At 66.1% G+C, this 22,248-nt stretch carries 18 protein-coding genes and 1 tRNA gene; 7 read left to right on the plus strand and 12 right to left on the minus strand.

Annotated elements, in window-relative coordinates:
• Positions 1-5: 5 nt before the first annotated feature.
• The gene (locus ASG92_RS17430) at positions 6-2,012 is read left to right on the plus strand and encodes a glycosyltransferase family 39 protein (protein ID WP_056630956.1); all 2,007 of its coding nucleotides are present in this window, start codon (positions 6-8) and stop codon (positions 2,010-2,012) included.
• Between the two features lie 33 nt (positions 2,013-2,045).
• Here the strand turns inward: ASG92_RS17430 and ASG92_RS17435 are convergent, their stop codons facing one another.
• From ASG92_RS17435 to ASG92_RS17450, 4 genes are all read right to left on the minus strand, one after another.
• Positions 2,046-2,726 carry an HAD-IA family hydrolase gene (locus ASG92_RS17435; RefSeq protein WP_056630959.1) on the minus strand — a complete coding sequence of 227 codons (681 nt, stop codon included), beginning with the start codon at positions 2,724-2,726 and terminating at the stop codon, positions 2,046-2,048.
• Positions 2,727-2,785: 59 nt separating this feature from the next.
• The gene (locus ASG92_RS17440; RefSeq protein WP_056630962.1) at positions 2,786-3,163 is read right to left on the minus strand and encodes a glyoxalase superfamily protein; all 378 of its coding nucleotides are present in this window, start codon (positions 3,161-3,163) and stop codon (positions 2,786-2,788) included.
• Between the two features lie 135 nt (positions 3,164-3,298).
• Positions 3,299-3,934 carry a uracil phosphoribosyltransferase gene (gene upp / locus ASG92_RS17445; RefSeq protein ID WP_056630965.1) on the minus strand — a complete coding sequence of 212 codons (636 nt, stop codon included), beginning with the start codon at positions 3,932-3,934 and terminating at the stop codon, positions 3,299-3,301.
• 12 nt (positions 3,935-3,946) lie between these two features.
• Complete coding sequence (locus ASG92_RS17450) at positions 3,947-4,801, minus strand: phosphatase PAP2 family protein (protein WP_056630969.1); 855 nt, start codon at positions 4,799-4,801, stop codon at positions 3,947-3,949.
• A gap of 67 nt (positions 4,802-4,868) precedes the next feature.
• On the opposite strand from ASG92_RS17450, the gene ASG92_RS17455 reads away from it, so the two are divergent.
• Complete coding sequence (locus ASG92_RS17455; RefSeq protein ID WP_056630972.1) at positions 4,869-5,426, plus strand: nucleoside deaminase; 558 nt, start codon at positions 4,869-4,871, stop codon at positions 5,424-5,426.
• Here ASG92_RS17455 and ASG92_RS17460 read toward each other — a convergent pair.
• The 4 genes from ASG92_RS17460 to ASG92_RS17475 are packed head-to-tail and all read right to left on the minus strand — an operon-like array spanning position 5,423 to position 9,203.
• The gene (locus ASG92_RS17460; RefSeq protein ID WP_056632130.1) at positions 5,423-6,676 is read right to left on the minus strand and encodes a crosslink repair DNA glycosylase YcaQ family protein; all 1,254 of its coding nucleotides are present in this window, start codon (positions 6,674-6,676) and stop codon (positions 5,423-5,425) included. The genes ASG92_RS17455 and ASG92_RS17460 overlap by 4 nt on opposite strands.
• 4 nt (positions 6,677-6,680) lie before the next feature.
• The gene (locus tag ASG92_RS17465; RefSeq protein WP_056630975.1) at positions 6,681-7,784 is read right to left on the minus strand and encodes a glycosyltransferase; all 1,104 of its coding nucleotides are present in this window, start codon (positions 7,782-7,784) and stop codon (positions 6,681-6,683) included.
• Between the two features lie 6 nt (positions 7,785-7,790).
• Positions 7,791-8,192, minus strand: a complete 402-nt coding sequence (locus ASG92_RS17470) for a 6-carboxytetrahydropterin synthase (RefSeq protein WP_056630978.1) — start codon at positions 8,190-8,192, stop codon at positions 7,791-7,793.
• A 3-nt stretch (positions 8,193-8,195) separates the two neighbouring features.
• Positions 8,196-9,203 (minus strand): zinc-binding alcohol dehydrogenase, encoded by a 1,008-nt coding sequence (locus ASG92_RS17475; RefSeq protein ID WP_056630981.1) that lies wholly within the window; start codon positions 9,201-9,203, stop codon positions 8,196-8,198.
• 125 nt (positions 9,204-9,328) lie between these two features.
• On the opposite strand from ASG92_RS17475, the gene ASG92_RS17480 reads away from it, so the two are divergent.
• Positions 9,329-9,418: transfer RNA gene (locus ASG92_RS17480), tRNA-Ser, on the plus strand.
• A gap of 799 nt (positions 9,419-10,217) precedes the next feature.
• Positions 10,218-10,613, plus strand: coding sequence for a hypothetical protein (locus ASG92_RS17490; RefSeq protein WP_056630988.1), 396 nt, complete (start codon positions 10,218-10,220; stop codon positions 10,611-10,613).
• A gap of 960 nt (positions 10,614-11,573) precedes the next feature.
• Here the strand turns inward: ASG92_RS17490 and ASG92_RS17495 are convergent.
• Positions 11,574-11,915 (minus strand): hypothetical protein, encoded by a 342-nt coding sequence (locus ASG92_RS17495; protein ID WP_056630991.1) that lies wholly within the window; start codon positions 11,913-11,915, stop codon positions 11,574-11,576.
• Between the two features lie 190 nt (positions 11,916-12,105).
• Between ASG92_RS17495 and ASG92_RS17500 the strand changes: the two genes are divergently transcribed.
• Positions 12,106-12,681 carry an SRPBCC family protein gene (locus tag ASG92_RS17500; RefSeq protein WP_056632132.1) on the plus strand — a complete coding sequence of 192 codons (576 nt, stop codon included), beginning with the start codon at positions 12,106-12,108 and terminating at the stop codon, positions 12,679-12,681.
• Positions 12,682-12,693: 12 nt separating this feature from the next.
• Here ASG92_RS17500 and ASG92_RS17505 read toward each other — a convergent pair whose 3' ends face one another.
• The 3 genes from ASG92_RS17505 to ASG92_RS17515 are packed head-to-tail and all read right to left on the minus strand — an operon-like array spanning position 12,694 to position 19,458.
• The gene (locus ASG92_RS17505) at positions 12,694-15,834 is read right to left on the minus strand and encodes an efflux RND transporter permease subunit (RefSeq protein WP_056630994.1); all 3,141 of its coding nucleotides are present in this window, start codon (positions 15,832-15,834) and stop codon (positions 12,694-12,696) included.
• A 1-nt stretch (position 15,835) separates the two neighbouring features.
• Complete coding sequence (locus tag ASG92_RS17510) at positions 15,836-16,288, minus strand: hypothetical protein (protein ID WP_056630996.1); 453 nt, start codon at positions 16,286-16,288, stop codon at positions 15,836-15,838.
• Entirely contained in the window at positions 16,285-19,458 is a 3,174-nt protein-coding gene (locus tag ASG92_RS17515; protein ID WP_346763002.1) for an efflux RND transporter permease subunit, read from the minus strand. The genes ASG92_RS17510 and ASG92_RS17515 overlap by 4 nt, the downstream gene beginning before the upstream one ends.
• A gap of 510 nt (positions 19,459-19,968) precedes the next feature.
• Here ASG92_RS17515 and ASG92_RS29285 point away from each other — a divergent pair.
• On the plus strand, positions 19,969-20,622 hold the full coding sequence (locus ASG92_RS29285) for a DUF4232 domain-containing protein (protein WP_200952009.1): 654 nt from the start codon (positions 19,969-19,971) through the stop codon (positions 20,620-20,622).
• A gap of 118 nt (positions 20,623-20,740) precedes the next feature.
• Entirely contained in the window at positions 20,741-22,237 is a 1,497-nt protein-coding gene (locus tag ASG92_RS17525; protein ID WP_056632138.1) for an FAD-dependent oxidoreductase, read from the plus strand.
• The last annotated feature ends 11 nt before the right edge of the window (positions 22,238-22,248 follow it).

The following is a 22,248-nucleotide window of genomic DNA, read 5'->3' on the forward strand; positions in this document are numbered from 1 at the left end:
CCATCATGACCAACACCCTTCCCCGTCGCACCCCTCGTGCCAGGGCCGTCCGGGGCGCCGCGGCCAGGAACAAGGTTCCGCTGCGGGCTTGGCTCGAGCTTGCCGCACTTCTCCTGGGAACGGCCGTCCTGTATCTGTGGAACCTGGGCGCGTCAGGCTGGGCCAATGCCTTCTACTCGGCCGCGGCCCAGGCCGGGTCGCAGGACTGGACGGCGTGGTTCTTCGGCTCGTCCGACGCCGCGAACGCCATCACGGTGGACAAACCGCCCGCCGCGCTCTGGATCACGGGCCTGTCCGTGCGCCTCTTCGGGCTGAATTCATGGAGCATCCTGGTGCCGCAGGCACTCATGGGAGTGGCCACAGTATGGCTCGTGTACCTTGCCGTGCGCCGTGCGGCGGCCCCTGCCACCGGCGATGCGCGTCTGGCTCACTTCGGCGGCCTGCTGGCGGGCGCAGTGATGGCACTCACCCCGGTGGCGGTCCTGATGTTCCGCTTCAACAACCCCGATACCCTGCTGGTGCTGCTCATGACGGCAGCTGCCTATTCCCTGCTGCGCGCCATCCAGGATGCGCGCTTCCGCTGGCTCCTGCTGGCCGGCGTGCTGCTGGGCTTCGGATTCCTGACCAAGCAGCTCCAGGTCCTGCTTGTGGTTCCGGGCCTGGCCGCCGCCTACCTGCTCGCCGCCCCCGCGGGCCTCGGGAAGCGCGTGCTGCACCTCGGCGGCGCGGGCGCCGCCCTGGTGGCGGCCGCCGGCTGGTGGCTGGCCGCCGTCGAGCTCATCCCCGCGGAAAACCGGCCGTACATCGGCGGCTCGCAGACCAACTCCATCCTGGAACTGACGCTGGGCTACAACGGCCTGGGCCGGCTCAACGGCGACGAGACAGGCAGCGTGGGCGGCGGAAACGGCTGGGGAACCCCCGGGCTGCTGCGGCTGTTCAACAGCGAGTTCGGCGGCCAGATCGCGTGGCTCCTGCCCTCCGCCCTGATCCTGGCCTGCGCACTGCTGTGGATCGGCAGGCAGGCGCCGCGAACGGACGCTGTCCGTGCCTCCGTGGTCATCTGGGGTCTGTGGGTGCTGGTCACCGGCCTCACCTTCAGCTTCATGGCCGGCATCATCCATCCCTACTACATGGTGGCACTGGCGCCCGGCATCGCGGGGCTGGCCGGCCTGGGCGGGATTCTGCTGTGGCAGCGCCGCGCCCGTCCCGCCGCCGCACTGCCGCTGGCCGCTGCCGTGGCCGCAGCAGGCAACATGGCCTTTCAGCTGCTGGGCAGGTCTCCGGCCTACCTCCCGTGGCTGCGCTGGGCCGTGCTGATCGCGGCGCTCGCTGCGGCCGTCCTGCTTCTGGCCGCAGCCGTGCCGAACACGCGGCCCGGCGCCGCAGTTGCAGCGGACCGGTCCGGAACGGCACAGTTCCGGACAGCGCTGCGACGCACGACGGCGACGCTCACCGTCGCGGCGGTCCTCGCCGCGCCGCTGGCCTACTCCCTCACCACCGCGGCAACAGCCCATGCGGGTGCAATTGTGAGCGCCGGACCGTCAGCGACCGGCGCGGGTCGCGGCAACCTGGGCGGTCTGGGCTGGGGCGGCCTGGGCCTGAGGGGCCCTGGCATGAGGGGAGCCGGCGGCACGCCAGGCCTCGGGGGCGGCGGGATGGGCGGGCTCCTGGGCACCGGCACGCCGTCGTCCGCGCTGGTGGCCGCGCTGCAGGCGGACGCCGGAAACTTCACCTGGGCCGCCGCCGTCGTGGGTTCCAACAACGCGGCGGGCTACCAGCTGGCCACCGAACTTCCGGTGATGGCCGTGGGAGGCTTCAACGGGACGGATCCCGCCCCCACGCTGGAGCAGTTCCAGCAGCTAGTGGCCGACGGCAGGATCCATTACTTCATCGGCGGGAGCATGATGCAGGGCGAAACGGGCTCGGACGCTGCCGCCAGGATCTCGGACTGGGTGGCGGCAAACTTCCAAGCCCGGACCGTGGGCGGCACGACAGTCTACGACCTGTCCTGACGGGCGCCCGGCGTTGACGCCACCGGAGGCGCTTTAAAGCACGAAGGAAATGACCCTGCGACCGTCGGCGTCGGCCTCCACCGACGCCGAGACCGCGGAGTAGTCCGGAATGTGGAGCACGCCGTCGGGAAGTACGCCGGCGTTCGGGCCAACGGCCACGGTGCGGATGCCGGCGGCCACGCCGGCCGCGATGCCGGCGGGTGCGTCCTCGAACACCACGGCCTCTTCGGGCTCCACGCCAAGGAGTTCTGCGGCGCGCAGGTATCCTTCCGGATGCGGCTTGCCCCGGGTGACAAGGTCGGCCGTGACGGCCGTGGCCGGCATGGGCAGGCCCGCCGCGTCCATGCGGATGTCCGCCAGGATCCGGTCGGCGGACGTCACGAGCGCCACCGCGTCCCCGGGGAGGCTGCGCAGCAGATCAGCGGCCCCGGGCAGAGCGATGATGCCCTCCGTCCGTACCCGCTCCATCGCACCGAGTTCGGCCGCGAGCGCCACGACATCCGCGCCTGCCGGGGCGAAACGCCGCACCGTGTCGCCTGCCTGGACGCCGTGGGAGGTCCGAAGAATCTCCGCGATGTCCAGACCGTAGCGCGCGGCGAACTCACCCCACACCTGTTCCACAACCGCAGTGGAATCCACCAGGGTGCCGTCCATATCGAACAGGACAGCGCGGGCAGTCAGGGTAGCGGCGACGGAATCGGCAGGAAGGTTCATGCATCCATCCTGCCTCACGACACGGCGACGACGGGCGTGTGTTACTTGGCCTTGGGGACTTAGCCGTTGGGCCGGTGCGGGATGTACTGCACCGCCCACTTGTTGCCGTCCGGATCGGCGAAATAGACAAAGTGCCCCCAGGCCTGGACGTCGACGTCGCTGACGTCCACGCCGTTGGCCTTGAGCTGGTCATGGGCGGCATGAATATCGCTGACCACCAGCTGGAGGCTCGGCGCCGTGCCGGGAGGGGCGTCGTTGAGGCCCTCGCCGATGGCAATCGAGCAGCCGGAGCCCGGCGGGGTGAGCTGGACGAAGCGGATGCCGTCCATGGGCCGCTCGTCGTAGTCGGCGTTGAAGCCCACCTTGTTGACGTAGAAATCCTTGGCGCGGTCCACATCGGACACAGGGACAAACACAAGCTCGAGTTTCCAGTCCATGGTGCACAGGCTAGCCGGGGCTGCTGCGATCCGGAAGACCCGGACCGCCCCGCTGCCCGACGGCGGGCGGCCGCACCTCGGCCCGCAGTCGGCCCCATACGGAGGCCCGCGGGCACGAAGGCCCGCGGGCGCGGGTCAGCCGGCGATGCCGTACAGGCGGTCTCCGGCGTCGCCCAGGCCGGGCACAATGTAGGCTTTCTCGTTCAGCTTCTCGTCGATGGAAGCCAGGACGATGGTGACGTTGGCGTCCGAGAGCTCTTCCTCGAGTTTGGCCAGTCCTTCCGGGGCGGCTAGCAGGCAGATGCAGGTGACATCCGAGGCGCCGCGCCTGAACAGGAACTTGATGGCCTCGCGCAGGGTGCCGCCGGTGGCCAGCATGGGGTCAAGAACGAAGATCTGCCGGTCCGTCAGGTTCTCCGGCAGGCGCTCCGCGTAGGTGATGATGTCCAGGGTTTCCTCGTCCCGGGCCATGCCCAGGAAGCCGACCTCTGCGGTGGGAACCAGCTTGGTCATTCCTTCGAGCATGCCAAGGCCGGCGCGGAGGATGGGAACCACCAGCGGGGTGGGCTTGGTGAACGCGGTGCCGACCGTCGTGGAAACCGGCGTTTCGATGGTGACCGGCTCGGTCCGGACGTCGCGGGTGGCTTCATAGGCGAGGAGCGTGACGAGTTCCTCGGTCAGCTGGCGGAAAACCGGCGAGGGGGTGTTCTTATTCCGCAGGACGGTGAGTTTGTGGGCGACCAGCGGATGGTCCACGACGAGTGTGCGCATGCGTCAAAACTATCATCCGGAGCCAGGCCCCCCTCCTCCGCTTCCGTGGTTGCCGCCGGTGCCCGGAGCCCCCTGGCGCGGGGCGTCTGCGTGGTGCAAGTCTTCCCCGTGCTGCGGTTCCTTGGCGGTCAGGTGGGCAGGGTGCTCGAACGTCGGCGCGGGGCCGGCGTGCTCCCGCCGCCGGATGACATGGAAGAGCCGGTGGGCGAGGATGACCATGCCGAGCCACGCGAGCCCGAGCAACCATGCCGCGATCACGTCCGTCATCCAGTGGTGGCCAAGGAACACCCTGCTAAGGCCCATGGCGATGATGAACACGGCCCCCGCGGTGATGACGGAAGCCAGGACCCAGGTCCTGTCGGTTTGGAGGCACATCAGGTATACCACCACGCCGATCACGACGGTGGTGTTGAGGGTGTGGCCGCTGGGAAACGAGGGAGAAAACTCGAACGGCGGCACAGCGTCGATATGGTCCGGGCGGGTCCGGCCCAGGAGCGTCTTACCGACGGTGGTGGCGGTGGTGGAGACCGCGGCGGCGCCGCCGACGAGGATGAGGGGCCGCCAGCTGCGGCTGACATAGATCAGCCAGGCCACGAGGATGCTGGCCAGGATGGGCATGCCGACGCCGCCGCCGATGTTGGTGAACGCCGTGACTGCCGAATCCAGTCCGGGGTTTCGGTATTGCTTGGCTATTTCCAGGGCCGGCTGGTCCAGGCCGGACACGCCGTCCTGGTCCACCACGCTTTGATACACCTCGGCTCCGAGCAGCGCCAGGGTGATCACCAGGACACCGCCGAAGATGAGCGTGATCCACAGGGCCGCATAGGGACCCAGCCACCGGCCGTATCGATCGATCACGGACGTCATCTTCTTTCCCGTTCTCCCGGCGGTGCGCTGTCAGAAGCTAAGTATCCTTAGAAACTATCATTGACACATGGGACCGGCAGATCCGCAACACTTGGAATGGATGGGCCTTGCCCTGGAGGAAGCCCGGCGGGCGCTGACCACTGAGGACGTGCCCATCGGTGCCGTTGTGATCGGTCCCGACGGCACGGTGCTCGGTTCGGGGCGCAACGAACGGGAGGCGCACGGGGACCCCACTGCCCATGCGGAAGTGGTGGCCATCCGTGAGGCGGCCGCCCGGCTCCGCGAGCGTTCCGTCCTCGACGGCGGGCTCGGCGACGGCTGGCGGCTCGAGGACTGCACGCTCGTGGTGACGCTGGAGCCGTGCGCCATGTGTGCCGGGGCTATCGTGCTTGCGCGGATCCACCGCGTGGTGTTCGGGGCCTGGGACGAGAAGGCCGGCGCGGCCGGATCCGTCTTCGATATCCTCCGCGAGCGCCGCCTCAATCACTGGGTGGAGGTCTACGCGGGGGTGCAGGAAGAGGAATGCGGTGCGCTGCTCCGGGAGTTCTTCAGCGCGCACCGGAGCGGCGAATCCGGCCGCCCGCAGCCGGCCGACGGATCCGGGGATCCTTCGCCGGTGGCCTAGCCGTTAGCGGCATCCAGCGCGTCGATCCGCTCCTGCCGCGACGCCACCGAATCCAGGCTGAAGGAACGGAAATCGCCCAGGTCCTCCTGGATCCAGGCCTCCACCTCAGCGATGCGCTGCTTCGCGGCGGCGGTGGGGCCATGGAAGAGCCAGTACGCGATCCTCGCCCTGCCGGAATCGTACTGCCACAGGCCGATGATCCTGCCGCGGTCAAGAATCGGGTGGTCCGGCAGGTCGGCCTGCAGCGCAAGGGTGGAGTTCAGCACCTTTTTGTCCCGGTCCTCCTCGGCGAAGAGGTCGGCGGAGTTCCGCCGCTGCAGGACGAGCGAGTCGGTTCCGGCCAGCAGCTGGATCTGCTCCTCTTCCGGCGGCCCAAACGCAGCGAGGCTTTCGACGTCGTCGGGCAGCATCCAGAGCACGTCGCCGCCGGCGGTGGGCTGTTCCACCGCTCCGACGCCGGCCAGTGCAGCCTTGCTGTGGGCCACGGTGAAGCCGGTGAACCACTGGGACTGTTTGAGGGTGGCGCCGCCCGTCCAGCCCAGGTAGCGGCCGATCAGCTCGGTCCGGGCATCCTCCGGGCCGAGCGTGCCGGGCGGCAGCGCCCAGAGGGTGTAGGCGTAGCGCTGCTGGTCCAGGCGCCCGTTGACGGGGAGCCGGCGGATCCGGCCGTCTGCCTGCAGCAGTCCCAGGGCCGTGGGCAGGGTGGTGGCCACGCCCTTCTTCTTGCCCTCCTCCCCGAGGTTCCGGACCGATTCGCCCAGCTCATCCTTGAGCTGTTTGGGATCCATCGGGCCCTCAGCCTCCGAGAGCACGTGCAGGATCTGCTCCTCGAGAAGCGTCATCTCGCCTCTGTCCACGCCCAGCCTGCCCAGCACCCTGAAGGCTTCTTCCGCGTTCTTGCCCAGGCTCAGGGCCCAGCCAAAGTCCTCCCGGCCCAGGACGTACGTGCAGCCGCGCGCCGTGGGAAGCTCGTGGATCCTCAGGTCAAGGACGTCCTGGTCTACCTGGTCGCGGCGGATCCCCGCGCGGGCGAACAGGGTGAGGTACGGGTTGGCGCCGCCCACCGACCTCGCCCAGCCTGCCCGGGCGAGCACTTCTTCCGTGGTCGCACCGGCGAGCGTGCCGTCCAGCCCCTGCCTGTGCCAGGCCCAGGCGCGGAGCAGTTGCGGCGTCAGGTCCGCTGCGTTGAGTCCTGCAGCGGAGAATCCTGCCGTATTGAGGCTCCCAGAGGACGAGACGTGGATAGTCATGCGCTCATTGTCCACCAGCATCCCCTTCCGAGGAATGGCGGGCATCCGGCGACCCGCCGGCCACGATGCCGAGGACCAGCCGGGCAGTGCTGTCCCAGCCGGGGAGACGTTCCCTGGCTGCGAGCGCCGCCCGGCGCCATTCGGCGCGCACGTCAGGCCGCGTGAGCCAGTTGCGCAGCACCGCTGCCAGCGGTGCCGGGTCCGTGTCCAGCCCGACGGCGTCCCCCGGCAGGGCGGGTTCGCCCGCCGCGTGCGGATCCGAACCGACGGCCAGCGCTTCCACGGCTCCCGTGCCGCTGCGGACGACCGCCGGCACGCCGTGCGCCAGCGACTCGGTGACCACCATGCCGAAGGCCTCCACCCGCGAGATCAGCAGGCTCAGGTCCGCTGCCTGCCAGGCCTGTTCGAGGTCCGCTCCCGTCAGTTCGCCGCCGACGCGCACCCTGCTGCCCAGCCCGTAGTCCTCCACCGCGGCTTTGACCCGCCGCGCGTAGTCAGGGTCCGCCTCATCCGAACCAACGAGGGCGGCAGTCCACGGCAGGTCCGCCAGCAGGGCAAGCGCTCCGAGCAGCAGGAGCTGGTCCTTGTTCGGGAGCAAGGCGGCCACGGAGAGCAGGTGCGGGGGCTCCGAGCCCGCGGCCGGTTCTGCCGGGTCAGTCCCGGGCAGTGCCACATGCACGTTGGTCGCGCCGTGGCGTCGGGTGATCTCAGCGGCCACGGAGCCGCTGGTGCAGATCACGCCTGCGGCCGCGCGGAGGGCACGGATCTCCAGCTCCGGGTGGTCGATCAGGGGCATGTGCAGCAGGATCCACGGGCGCCCCGCGCTGGTTTCAACGGCCTCGAGGGCCTCGGGGGCGCCGGACGCGACGAGCCCGTCCACGATCGTCACCGCATTGCCCGTTACGGTTCCCGGCCCGAGCAGGCCAGCCAGCCGCCGTCGTTCTTCACTGCTGCCTACGGGCCAGGCGCCGTCCACCGATTCGATGGCAGCACTGACGCCCAGCCGGCGTAAACCCTGCACCAGCGACGCGTTGTACACGTTGCCGCCGGAGTTGTGGAGGATGTTGCCGGGAACAAGAAGCCGGACGGCCGGCAGAGGAGATTCCATGAGCAGCTACACCACTTGGGAGAGATCAAGGGCGTAGGACGCCCAGGCATCGGGGTTTTCACGCAGGGTGACGTCCAGGCCGGCCAGTTCGCGGCCGTCGTCGTCCTCACGGATGCTCCCCGCCACGGCCTCCGCGATGTACTGGGCCAGCGCCTCGGTGGTGCTCAGCTTGCCGGCGAAATCCGGGTGCTCGTCCAGGTTGCGGTAATTGAGCCCGGCGAGCACCTCCTCGAGGATGCCGCCGGCGGCGCCGATGTCCAGGACGATGGCGTTGCCGTTGAGGGCCCGACGGCGGAATGTCACCTCTGCGACAAAGGTGGCCCCGTGCAGGCCCTGGGCCGGGCCGAACGCCTCCCGGGGAAGGCTGTGGGCGATCATGAAGTGGCGTCGGACGGTCAGGCTGAACACTGGTTACCTCGGGGTTTCTGTGGTCGGGTATTCGATGACGTGGCACAGCGCCTCGAGGGCGCCGTCCGAAAGCTGCTGGACGACGTCGGGCAGCTCCCTGAACGCGGAAGTGCCCGTGAGGAAGGCGTCGAAGACAGGGTCTGTCAGCAGGGCCGCCGCGATCTCGAGGCGGTCGGCGTTGGTGCGGCGGTGCCGGCGCGCCCTGGCGACGGCGCCCACCTGGCTCGCACGGATGGACAGCCGCCGGGCGTGGAAGTCTTCCCCCAGCGGCAGGCTGACGCGCCGGTCCGCGTACCAGGACATCTCGATGATCTCGCCTTCGTCCCCCACGAGCTTGAGGCTGCGCTCCAGGCCGCTTTCCGAGGCGGAACAGTGGAACACGATGTCGCAGTCCGGAAGGGCGTCGTCCGGGTGCGCGAAGTCCACTCCCAGGGCTTCGGCAAGTTCCTTCCGCGCGGGGTCCAGGTCCACCAGCTGCAGCCTCGCCAGGGGAAACGTGCGCAGCAGCGTGGCCACCATGCCGCCCACCAGTCCGGCGCCGATCACCGCGATGCGGTCGCCGAGCCTCGGCCCCGCCTCCCACAGGCCGTTGACGGCGGTCTCCACCGTGCCGGTGAGCACCGCGCGGCGGGGAGGAACGCCGTCGGGAACGCGGGTGAGGGAGGAGACCGGGACGACGTACCGGTCCTGATGCGGATGGAGGCAGAACACGGTCTGGCCCGCCCAGTCCTCGGGCCCTTCCTCCACAACGCCCACGGAAAGGTATCCGAACTTCACCGGCCAGGGGAAAATGCCTTCCTGGTGCGGGGCCCTCATCTGCTCGGCAACGCAGGGCGGAACGGACGCATGGTGCACCACGAGTTCGGTCCCTTTGCTGATTCCCGAATACAGCGTCCGGACCAGCGCCTCCCCGGGGCCGGGCACGGGCAGGCGCTCGGCGCGGAGCTCGCCGTGGTCGGGGCCGACGGTCCAATATGCCGTTGCTTCTGCAGGTTGCTGGGAAGTAGTCATCTTGCTGATGAATCTAGTGCCCGGCCGCGCGGGCGGGAAGAACCGGACCGGCGTGGCCGCATGGCGGACGCCCGGAAAGCGCCGTTTTGTGGATGCGTGCCTTGCTCCGGTACCCTATACAGGTTGGTGACGTGTCCGAGCGGCCGAAGGTGCAACACTCGAAATGTTGTTTGGTGTCAAAGCCAACGTGGGTTCAAATCCCACCGTCACCGCCAAATAGCGAGGCCCCTGCTTCCCTTTGTTTACAAGGGAAGCAGGGGCCTCTGCTTTATCCGCACCGGCGAACCAACTCATGTTGTCCTCATAGACACGGGCCGACCGAAGATAGCCGCCACGCTCTCCGGTGACGACGTGCTGGTGAAAGCAGTCATCCAGCGGGCCTGGACGCTCAGTGGGCCGATGTCGCCAACATGTACATCGACAAGCACCCCTACTACGGCCAAAAACTCGAGGAACTGCTGGCACCTCGAAGGCGACTCATCAGAAGGGATCGACACCGTAGCTTTCATCAATGCCACCGTGTTCCATCTGGATAAGCCCGGCGAACTCAGCGGCTACTATGACCGACTCCCGGATCCAAGACGTAGCAGCCGGCTAGTCACTGCTCTGCCGGCTGCTCTTGCGACACCCACTTAGCTGCGGCCTCAGTTGGGTCGGGTTCTTGACTCGCGTGTCTGAAGGTCAAGTCGTACCTGCCCCCAGGAAGTTCTATCGGGAACTCCGATAATTCTCGAAGCTCAGACTTACTGTCCTTGTCTCCACCTTGGTAGGTCACGTGCAGCCTCATAGCCGCAACGGTAGAACAACTGCTGACTCTTAGAAAGACCCCTCGTGTTCGGGGCAGCGCGTGCGTCCCTCACGCACGACGAGTAGCTCTACACCGACCCACATTTTGAACGAAGGCCCCCGCCGAGTCACCCAATCAGCGCCGGGGCCTTCGGCCTTTAACCCCAACCACGAACCAGTAGCCCCGCTCATGGCGGGCTTTCTTGTACCCAAAAACAGAGGAAAACAATGCCGCTCTACGCCAACGGCTTCCGCCCTGCCTTCTCGCACGAGACTCTGGATCGTGTGGCCTGGCTCGGCGCCGGGTTCACGGGCTTTGTCACCTCCTATGAGGGTATGAAGCAGGTCGCTGTTGACGCGCAAGCCGCAGCAGAAGCAGCAGCTGCAACGGCAGGGGCAGACGCCGCAGCTACAGCAACAGCCGCCATCGGCACCGCCACGGACGAAGCCGAAGCAGCAGCGACGAGTGCAGCCCGCGGCGCGCTGTTCCTGGCCGTTCCGAGCGACGGGACCATGGCTGTAGCCACGCTCTCCTCCGCGCATGTGTTCTTGCACAGGCTCGGCGGAAAGTGGAACTACTCGGCGGCAACCCAAATCGCCAAACGGGTTCATAAGACCGGTTAAGTGCCCTAGCTGAGTGCGGTGGCCCGCTCGGCCCCAAAGAGTCGGGCAGGCCACCTACCGAAGCCATAGATGTTCGAGTACGCCGTTACGGCAACGGTAGATGGATGATACGACAGGCAGGCAAACGGTTGGCGCTGGCCGGCGGCCTATTCAAGTTGAGTGACTAACCTACGGCCCGGTAGCTTCGAAAACGGCAACCTCCGCATGTCCCCCATGTGCGGAGGTTGCTTCGTTAACTACCATGCCCGCCTACTCGCGGGGGTTCTTCGTTACCCACCTACAGACGGCCCGGGACCTTGAACGTCAGTGAACTTTGTCGGTTCTTCAATCAACGCTCCGTGGCTTGTGGCCAGCCTCCGCCAAACACTTCCCCGGTTGTCGCGGAACCTGCCCTCAACCACTCTTGCCGGAAGAATCTGGCCCTGCGAATCGACATCAATGATTTCTTCGCCTCCACACGGGCTGTTCAGACGCGTTGTGAACGATGATGCGGTTGGCCGGGTACTTGCTCGCTCTTGCCTCCATCCAGCAGGTCAGCCGTTCAGCCTGGCTCCGCTTCTCCGCTGATCTGGCTTCACGTTCCCGTTCAGCCACGACATTCTCGCGTGCGATCCGGTCATGGCGTTCTCTAACGGTGAGTCTGAGGGAGAAGTCGCCAAGCAACAGAGCAATCAAGGCAGCCAAGCCAGAATGCGGCCCGGCAGTACTGGGATGAGATGTCCCGTGATCTGCGCCCGCTCGACACAGCACCGTCGGAGGCCGCGGCGAAGGAACGCTTCGTCGCATTCTCGGGCAAGTGGGGCCGGCAGTACCCGGCGATCACCCGGTTGTGGTCGCCATTACCTTCGACGGAACTAAGATGCCAACCGCGAATCCACCGTTACTCGGACCCACCCGGCCCCTGCTTCCCTTGTAAACAAGGGAAGCAGGGGCCGGGTGGGTACGTTCTACGCTCCGGGGCTACATCGCGGCGGGGTGGTGCTGGTCTCCCTTGTGCCCGCGCAGATTTTCCTGGACCTTGCCGAACAGATCCTTGATGGTGGATTCAGTGTTGGTCAGCATGTCCGGCTGGACATAAACATTGTGGGTCGGGGACACCGTGTAGGTGGTCTGGAGTCCGCCGCTGCTGTCCACTCCTTCCAAAGCGATGGTCACTCCGGAGTCCTTTCGGGCGATCGCGCCGATCCGTCCGAACACCAGCGTGGCCTCATCAGGCTGGAAGCTGACCGTCAGTCCGATGTGCGTCCGGTTGAGGTCTGTGGCCGCAACAGCCTTCTCGTTGCCAGTGCCTGCGTAATTCATGACTACTCCTTGCGTGAGAGAAAGCGACTTACGTCAGAAGTCTATGGCCGCCTGTTAACGCCGTACAGGGAGCCCGCCAACCCGTGTCGGGAGCCCGCACCCGGCCGTCACCCGGCCCTCGCCAGGCATTGAGCAGACCGGCGGCAAGCGTTTGAATGGTCTTCAGATCTCCCACCGGCAGGAGCCCATGATGAATGCCAAAGGCACCAGAAGCACCGACTACACCTTCCTTACCACCTGGCGCGTGGCCGGAACCACGGACGACGTCGCGGAACTCCTGAGCGACCCCGCCGGGCTGCCGCGCTGGTGGCCGTCGGTCTACCTGGCCGCGGAAGTCCTCCACCGGGGCCAGGAGAACGGCGTGGGCCGGATGGCCCGGCTCCACGCCAAGGGCTGGCTGCCCTATGCCCTCCGCTGGACGCTGACCGTTACGGAACCAATCACCAACAAAGGCTTCGCGATTCGGGCCACCGGCGACCTGGACGGCACCGGCCGGTGGACGTTCGAGCAGGACGGCCCGGAGTCCGTGATCACCTATGACTGGCGCGTGACCGCCACCAAGCCGCTGCTGAAGCGCCTTAGCTGGCTGCTGAAGCCCGGATTCTCCGCCAACCACCGGTGGGCGATGGCCCGGGGCCAGGAAAGCCTGGCGCTGGAGCTGCGCCGCCGGCGGGCCGGAACCGACGCGCACACCGTGCCCGCACCGCCGCCGCCCACGTTCCCGCGTTGGGCGGGACGTGGGCGGCGGACCGGCCAGGCCGGTTGAACGGCGTAACGGCTAGGCGTTAGCCAACACGGGCTCCTTCGGCGGCGCCTGGTGGCGGCGCTCCTTCGGCTTGCCGAACCGCAGGTAGAGCGACGGAACCACGAAGAGGTTAAGCAGCGTGGACGTCACCAGCCCGCCGAGGATCACGAGCGCCATCGGGTGTTCAATCTCGTGGCCCGGAATGTTGCCCAGGACCACCAGCGGAACGAGGGCCAGCCCGGTGGCGAGCGTAGTCATCAGGATCGGTGAAAGCCGCTCCCCCGCACCGCGCAGCACCAGCTCCGGACCAAAGCGCATGCCCTCATACTTCTCCAGGTGCTGGCAGTGGTTGATGAGCAGGATGCCGTTCCTTGCCGCGATGCCCATGACTGTCAAGAAGCCCACGATCGAGCCCAGTGAAAGCACTCCGCCTCCCAGGAAAGCGGCGAACACGCCTCCCACGAGGGCGATCGGCAAGGTGAGGATGACCAGTGTGGCCAGCCGCCAACTGCCGAAGGCTACCTGCAGCAGCAGGTAAATCACGGCCAGCGCCCCGATGGCGAGGGTTAGCAGCGTGTTGGTTGCCGCTTGGCGTTCCTGGAACTCACCCAGGATTTTCGTATGGAAGCCCGGGGGCAACTCCACTTTCTTGAGCCCTTCCTCCATGGCCGCAACAACGTGGCCCAGCTGGCCTTCCTTCACATTGGACTCGATGTCGATCCGCCGGGAGTGGGCATCGCGCTGGATGACATTCGGCGTCGGCTTGATCTGGATACTTGCCACGTCGGACAGCAGGATTTTCTGCCCACTGGGGGTATCAATGGGGAGGTTCCTGATGCTGGTGATGTCGGAGCGCACCTCTGGCGGGCTCCAGACCTGGACGTCATATGCCTTGCCGCCCCGGTACACGTCACCGACTTCCTCGCCGGCCACGAGCGTTGCCGCGGCCCGCCGGATGTCGCCAGGCTTCAGCCCGTAGCTCTGTGCCTTTTCCAGATTGACCTCGATGCTGATCTGCGGAATGTCCTTTTGCAGGGCCGTGTGGGGGGCAACGGTTCCTTCGGTGTGCTCAAAGATCGCCTGGATTTCCGCGGCCTTTGAACGCAGGAGCCCCAAGTCGTCCCCATAAAGCCGGACGACGACGGCGTCGCTGGCGCCCGTCAGAACCTCGCGGATTCTCTCCTTCAGGTAGGTCTGGACGTCGCGCACGATGCCGGGATAGCCGTCCACAACTTCGTGGATTGAGGCCAGCGTCTTGCTATAGTCCGCTGCCGGGTCGACGCTGATCCAGTTCTCACCGAAATACACCCCAACCACTTCGTCGGCGTTGAATGCCTGCCCGATATGGGATCCGCAGTTCCGGACCCCCGGGATGGTCAGCAGTTCCGTACAGGCCTTCTGGCTGACGCGGTACTCCTCCGTGACCGAAGTGCCCGGCTGGGTCAGCCAGTGCATCAGGAAGTCGCGCTCCTTGAAGTCAGGCAGCAGCGACTGCCCCAGCAGCGGTGCCGTGATGGCGCCGATGGCCGCCATGGCGCCGAAGGTGGCATAACCTGCCGCCGGACGCTTGACGATCCTGCTCAGGACCCAGCGGTAACCGCGCTTGAGCACCCGGACCAAGGGTGGTTCCTGCTCCTTTAACGGGACCTTGCGCATGAAGATCAGCGCAAGGGCAGGGGTCACTGTCAGGGCCACGGCCATTGATGCCAGCACCGCCAGGGTGTAGGAGATGGCCAGGGGCCTGAAGAAAGCGCCCGTGAGTCCCTGGAGGAAGAAGATCGGCACCGCGGCCGCGATGATGATCAGCGTGGCATAGATGATGGGTCCGCGGACCTCCAGGGAGGCCTCCAGGACCACCGAGGCGGTGGAGCGGGTTCCGCCGGACGCCCGGTGCTGTCTCAGTCTTCGGATGATGTTCTCGATGTCGATGATGGCATCATCCACCACCACCCCCACGGCGATCACCAGCCCGGCCAGGACCATGGTGTTCACAGAAGCACCGGTCAGATAGAGAACGGACGCCGCCGTTACGAGCGAGAGCGGGATGGCGATCAGGCTGATGAGCGCCGTCCGCCACTGGAAGAGGAACGCTCCCAGCACCATGACCACGAGGATGCAGCCGAGCAGGAGCGCACGGCTGAGGTTGTTGAGGGATTCCTCGATGAAGGTCGCCGGCCGGAAAATCTCGGTATCGATGTTGATACCGCTGAGTCCCGGCTCCATCTGCCGCAGCGCTTCCTCCACGCCCTTCGTGACTTCCAGGGTGTTGCCCCATGGAAGCTTCTCAACGATGAGCATCAGCCCCTCGCCCTGGTTGATCACGGCATCGCCAATGAGCGCCTGATGGTCTTCCACTACATTGGCCACGTCACCCAGTCGCAGCGGCTTCCCGTTCCGCTCCTCAATGGGCACTTGCGCGAGGTCCTTGGGAGTGGTGATGGGCAGTACGTGCCGGATGCCGAGCCGCTGGTTCGGCGTCCCGATGTAGCCGCCGGTGCCGATGACGGCGCCCGGCGAATACTGGAGCAGGCCGGCATCCAGCGCATCGGCCGTGACTTCCATGACCTGGTTCAGGGTGACGTCATTGGCCTTCAACTTCTCTGGGATGGCCTGGACCTGAAGCATCTGCAGCCGTTCGCCCCAGATGGCGATGTTGGCCACGCCGGGCACCCGCAGAAGGTGGGCGCGGATTTTCCAGTAGGTGATCATGGACATTTCCATCAGCGAACGCTCATCCGACGTCAGGCCGATTTTCATGACCCGGCTGGTGGATGACAGCGGCTGCAGCATCACCGGCGGCGCCGCCCACGTAGGCAACGAGGGAGTGACGTTGGCGATGCGCTCCGAGACGAGCTGGCGGGCCTTGAGCAGGTCCGCCCCCGGGGCAAAAAGCAGCACGATCGAGGACAGCTGCTCCACGGACTTGGAGCGAATTTCGTCCAGTCCTTCGACGCCGTTGAGGGCGTCTTCGAGCGGAACGGTCACCAACTCTTCCACTTCGGACGCAGTCAGGCCAATGCAGATGGTCTGGATTTCGACCTTCGGTGGCGCGAACTCTGGGAAGACATCCACCGAGGCCGTGCTGAGCTGGACGCCGCCGAACGCCATAATTGCCACTGCTATGGCCACCACCAAGGCGCGGAATTTCAGGCTGAACCCGACAATCCGGCGCATGTCAATGCCCCTTCGTACCGAATTCGGCGCCAAACAGTTCCGCTGCGCCCACGGTGACAACATCGGTTCCTGCCGGCGGACCGGACCGGAGCAGAACCCTGTTGCCGGTGATCCGGTCCACGGTCACCGCGGCCCGGATGTAGGTCCGCGACTCCGGATTGGTGTAAACCCAGGTCTTACCGGTGGCATCGTAAACCAATGAGCCGTACGGGATTTCCAAGGCGCTGCCTGTGCCCTTGGTGACCTTTGCCGTGGTCACACCCAGCCTTTCCACCGCCTTGTCTGTCAGCGTCAGCCTGTTCAGATCCGTGCCCGCCTTTTCCATGGTGGCCGCGGCCTGCCCGGCGGGAGCAGCGGTAGTTTTTACTGCCGCACATCCGGAGAGGCCCATTGACGCTGCGAAGACCAGCACGAGAATAGGACGCCAGCCCCCAAAACCACTATTGCTTTTCATGACAATTCCGACCTCTCTGGCAGAACCGGTCCGTTGTTAATCACCAATGAGCTCCCCCAGTCCGTGTTAGCCGCCGGACCAAAACGGAGGAAAAGGACCGGCAGGACATACAGGGTGAGCAGGGCCGACGTGATCAGGCCGCCCCACACGATCAGCGCCAGCGGCAGCATCATGCTGGAGCCGACGGACCCGCCAAGCAGGACAAGCGGCACAAGTGCCAGCCCTGTAATGATTGCGGATAGAATGGTCGGCTGGAGCCGTTCGGAAGCTGCATGCCCCATGTGAACCGCCGGAGGCGCTGCCGGGTCCTTGCTCTGCAGGGACTGGTAGGTCCCCATCAGCAGGACAACGTCCCGGATCGCAAAGGCCAAGACCGCGGCGAGCGCCACCAGCACGTAAACCGAGCCGATTCCGCCCGCGAGTTCGGCGGCAACCACACCGCCGGCCAGGGCAACTGGCAGGAGCACGAAGGACAGCCCCGCGAGCCGCCAGCTGCCAAGGACCGTGAGGAGCAGGACCAGGACACCCGCAGCTGCTGCTGCTGCAAGCCACCAGAAGAATGCGCCAGCGGCCTGCTGTTCACCGTACTGCGGAGGAATCTCTGCGTGGTATTCCAGCGGGAACTGAAGCGACCGAATCGCTGTCTGGACCTCTGCCTTGACGGCCCCAAGATCGCGGCCCTGAATGCTGGCTACAACGTCCACGCGCCTCGAGGTGTTGTCGTGTTGGATCACTGTCTGGTTCGGGCGGAGTGTCACCTTGGCAACATCGCCGAGCCGGACATGTCCGCCCTCGGGCTTGTCCACCAACATGTCGGTAACGCTGTTGATGCTGTTGCGCGTGTCCTGCGTTCCCTTGACGATGACCTGGAAGACTTTCTGCTGCTCGAACAGGTAACCGACTTCAATGCCTTGAAGGACGGTGGCTGCGGCACGCCGGACGTCGCCCGGCTTGATGCCTGCCTTTTGAGCCGCTGCCAGATCCACCTCGATCTCGGCAACCGGCTGCTCAACCGTGACGTCCACCCGCGGATCGACGACGCCGTTCGTGCGGGACAGGATCTGGCGGATTTCCTCGGCCTTCTCGCGGAGGATCGCCAAGTCAACACCGTAGACACGTACCGTGAACTGCTGGTCATCGGATACCGTGGCAGCGGCAAGCTGCTGTTCCGGGTAGGTGGTGACGGTGGGCGTCAGGCCCGGGTAGCCCTCCACGATTTCCCTGACCTCGGAGCGGACCCTGCTGAAGTTCGCATTGTCATCCATGGTCACCCAGATCTCACTGGAATTGACGTCGGATGATGTGTCTGACGTTATGGCACGACCCACGTGACCGCCGACCGCCGAGACGCCGCGAATGGATCGCAGCTCGTCAGTGGCCTTGGTCATCACCCTGTTCATGACGTCGGTGCCTGTACCGGCGGCGGCCTCCCATTGAACGAGGATCGTCCGGTCAGGAACTGAAGCGACCACCGGCAGGTCCCTGGTCAGCCCCGGAACAACCGCAATGGCCGCAATGGCCATTACCGCTGCCGCCAGCGCAAACACGGTGGCCACGGTTCCGGTGAAGGACTTGACGGACCGGCGGTAGCCGAGCTTGAACTTCCGGACGAGGGATGGCGTCCGCCGCTGCTTCCGGTGTCCGCGCAACAGCAGGCTGGCCAGCGCCGGCGTGACTGTCAGCGCCACGAGCATCGCAACAGCCGTAGCCAGCAGGTAGGACAGCACCAGCGGTTTGAGGAACGCCCCCTGGGCGCCGGGAACAAACAGCGACGGTGCAACTGCCAGTAGAGCGGCCAGGCCGGCGAAGAGAACGGGAACCCGGGAGCGCTTCAGCGCGTGCGCGAGCAGGCCCTCCCGTGTTGCCTTGTCGTCCGTCCGTTCCTGTCGGAAGCTGTAGAGATCGGTGATGACGTCTCCGATGACAACCACTAGGGCCAGTACAAGCCCGGCGAAGGCCATCGTGTTAAGCACGGCACCCTGGAACTGCAGCACCAATGCGGCAGCTACGGCGGCAACCGAAACGGCAACGAAAGCCAGGAGGGCGTAGCGCCAGGACCTGAAGACCAGTCCGACGGCGGCTGTCACCACCAGCAGGCTGACGAGCAGCGCCACACCGAGTTTGCCGACAGCCGACTCCACGAAGGATGCCGGGCGGAAGACGGTCGAGTCCACTGTGATGCCGGGAAGGCCCGGGCGGAGACCGTCCAGGACGTCTTCGACGCTCTTGGTGACTTCGGCGACGCTGGTGTCGGGGAACTTCTCGATGACGAGGAGCAGGCCCGGCGACTTGCCCGTGACCGCTTCACCGATCAGCGGCTGGTGATCCTCGCTCAGGGTGGTGACATCGGAGAGCTTCAGCGCCTTGTTCTGGGCTCCCTCGACGCTGACCTTGCCAAGATCTTCCGGAGTCCGGATGGGAAGGACGTGCTGGATACCGATGCGCTGATTCGCAGACTCCAGGAATCCGCCGGTGCCCGGCGTTGATGCCTCAAGGAAGCTCAGCGGTGAAACCCACACGGCGTTGCCGGCAGTCTCAATCACCTGGTTAAGCGTGACGTTGTTCGCCCGGAGCTTCTGCGGATCGACCTGGACCTGAAGCTGCTGTTCGCGCTGGCCGAAAATGGACACATTGGCCACGCCGGGAACGCCCATCAGGGCCGGCTTGATGTTCCAGCGGGCGAGAACCGACATGTCGATCTGCGACACGTCCTCGGACGTGAGCTGGACCATCATGACGCGGCTCGTCGAGGACAGCGGCTGCATCAGTACCGGCGGCTGCGAGACATTCGGCAGGGCGAAGGCCTGCGTAAGCCTTTCCGCCACCAGTTGCCTCGCGCGGAGAATATCGGTGCCCGGTTCAAAGACCATCTCAATGGATGACAGGCCCGGAACTGACTTTGAACGGATCTCATCAAGCCAGGCAACACCGTTGAGCAGGTCCGCCTCCATGGGCGAGGTAATGAGCTGCTCGACCTCAACGGCCGAGAGCCCAAGTGCTTCGGTTTGAATCTCCACGTGCGGCGGGGAGAATTCGGGAAGATTATCCACTGGCATGGTCGGCAGGCTCGTCATTCCGAACCCTAAGATGCCGGCAGCAGCGGCTAAGACGATCAAACGAAATTTAAGACTCCAGCGGACAAGCCAACCGGTCATATCCTCAGCCCCCATCGTTATTGGCTCCGGCGGCGTTGCCGGGTGTGCCAATTACTGATGCGCCTATTCAGGATCGCCCGCAGCGGCGTTGCTGCGGACGAATGCCGAGCTGCCTCCCTCAACCCTGCGTGCCACCGTATCGGAGGCACTTCCGGCGGCGGCTGTATGGCTGGCCGTAGCCGGACTATGAGCTAGTAGCACTTGTTCGAATTGGATTCATTCAAGTGATGGACAAGCGAGACCAAGTTCATTCTGACATAGCAAAATCGCCATATCAACGCAATTTAGGCCCGCAATTCCGCCATTTCTGCGGCAAAGCGAAGGTTTATCGTTGCATCAGTGGCGCGAAATTACCGCCGCGGCCGAATGCCGGAAAATGAGAGGTGGCTCCGGGCCGCGGAGCCGTCGGAAAGGCGCGTCGTGCGGCCCGGCTTCGGCGGCCCGGATGTCACAATCCGGGCACCAAATTCGTCCGGCCGCCGTGCCTTCGTTGACTCCGGCAGAAACGGCCGCAAAGGTAAAGCCATGAGGCTTCAGCGAATCACCAACGGACTGATATGCACGACGGCGGCTGCCGCACTGGCGCTCTTGCTGGCCGCCTGCGGGCCCAGCCAGCCGGCCGGCCAAGGGAGCGCGGAACCGGGTACGGGCTCCCCCAGCGCGGGCGGCAGCCAGGCTGCCCCCGAAACGTCGGCCCCGCCGTCGTCCTCTACTTCGGCGTCCCCGTCCTCCGGAGCGCCCCAGGCCACTTCCGGCAGCGTCCAATTATGCAAAGCCTCGACGCTGAAAGCCACGACGGATGCCACCGGCGGCGGCGCGGCCGGCAGCGTCTACATGGAACTCATTCTGACCAACAGCGGCCCGTCTTCCTGCCATCTCAAGGGCTTCGCCGGCGTCTCGCTGGCCAGCGGCCCCAACGGCCAGCCGATCGGTGCCCCGGCGCGGCGCGACACGACGGTTCCCGTCGGCGACGTGCTGCTGGCGCCGGGCCAGTCCGGCACGGCCGTGCTCCGCTACACGCAGGCAGGCAACTACCCCGACTGCGTCAAGGCGTCTGCGGCAGGATTCCGGGTCTACCCGCCCGAGGACACGGCATCGCTGTTCGTGGCGCGGCCGTCGGATGCCTGCAGCAACGCCTCCATTGAGCTTCTGAGCATCGGGGCGTTCCAGGCCCGCTAGGTTATGCCCGCCGTCGTTTGCGTGTTCCGGAGCCTAACCTGTTCCGGTCCTGCATCCGTCAGTACACTTGCGGATACTCAGGGTCCTTGCTGACAGCACCGAAGGCGGGTTGATTTACGTGACGTCACTCTGGTTGGACCGCACCGACACTTTCACCGGCGACGACTTCAGCCAGGGGGAGGCCTACGACACCGTAGTCGTCGGCGCCGGCCTGACCGGGCTGGTCACGGCGCTGCTCCTGGCCCGTTCAGGGCAGAACGTCCTGGTCCTCGAGGCGAGAAGTCCCGGAGCCGTGGCCACCGGCAACACCACCGCCAAAGTCACGCTGCTGCAGGGAACCGTCCTGTCCGGCCTGCGGCATCAGTATCCCGCGAAGATCGTGGACGCCTACGTGGCAGCCAACCGCGAAGGGCAGGCCTGGCTGCTGCGGTACCTGGAAACCCGCAGGGTGCCGTTCCAGAAACGCGACGCGTACACCTACGCCACCACGCCAAAGGGGACAGAGGCGCTTCGCGAGGAGCTTGCCGTGGCCCTGGCCGCCGGCGTCGAAGTGGACTATGTCCGCGACGCCGGGCTGCCTTTCCCGGTGCGCGGGTCGCTGCGCCTCGGCGGACAGGCGCAGATCAATCCCATGGACGTTGTCCTTGCCCTGGCTGAGGACGTGCGCTCGCACGGTGGCACCATCGTCTCGGGCGTCCGCGTCCAGAACGTCGGCGGAACGGACCCGTCGACAATTGAGACCGACCACGGAACGGTGCAGGCCAACGAAGTGGTGCTGGCCACGGGCACGCCCATCCTGAACCGCGGCCTGTACTTCGCCAAGCTCAAGCCCAACCGCTCGTACGCCGCCGCCTTGGAGTTGTCCGGAGACGCCGTGCCGCCGGTCGGCATGTACCTGTCCGTGGAGCAGCCTGTCCGGTCGCTGCGGGATTATCCCGCCGACGGGCGGCGCCTGCTGCTGGTGGGCGGCAACGGACATCCCGTGGGACGGGCGCGATCGGAGCAGGCGCACCTGGACGAGCTGCTGGCCTGGGCGGCCTCGCATTTTCCGGAGGCGACGGTGACCCATACGTGGTCCGCGCAGGACTACCAGGCCACCAACCTCATGCCGTTCTTCGGAAAACTCCCCCGCGGTAGGGGCCGCATCTACTTCGCCACGGGGTACAACAAGTGGGGCATGACCAACGCGGTGGCCGCGTCCCTTGGCATCGCCGCGGACATCCTCGGGGGCCACCTGCCCTGGGCCAACACCATTCACCGCCGCGTTACGTCCCCTCCCGGTGCGGCATCCGCCGTGGCGCTCAACGCGGACGTTGCCGCGACGCTTGCGAAGGACTGGGCGCGGGCCGGCCTCAAGAAACTGCCCCCGGAGTCCGGCACCCCGCCTGCGGAAGGGACGGGCGCGGTGGCCCTGCGCGGCCGCAAACCCGTTGGATCGTCAACCGTGGACGGAACCACGTGCACCCTGTCGGCCGTCTGTACCCACCTCGGCGGGGTGCTCCACTGGAACGACAACGAAAAATCCTGGGACTGCCCGCTGCACGGCTCCCGGTTCAGCCACGAGGGGAAGGTCCTCGAGGGACCGGCCACACACGATCTTCCACCGGCCGGGTGAACCGGAGCGGC

The organism is Arthrobacter sp. Soil736 (assembly GCF_001428005.1).
GTDB lineage: Bacteria > Actinomycetota > Actinomycetes > Actinomycetales > Micrococcaceae > Arthrobacter.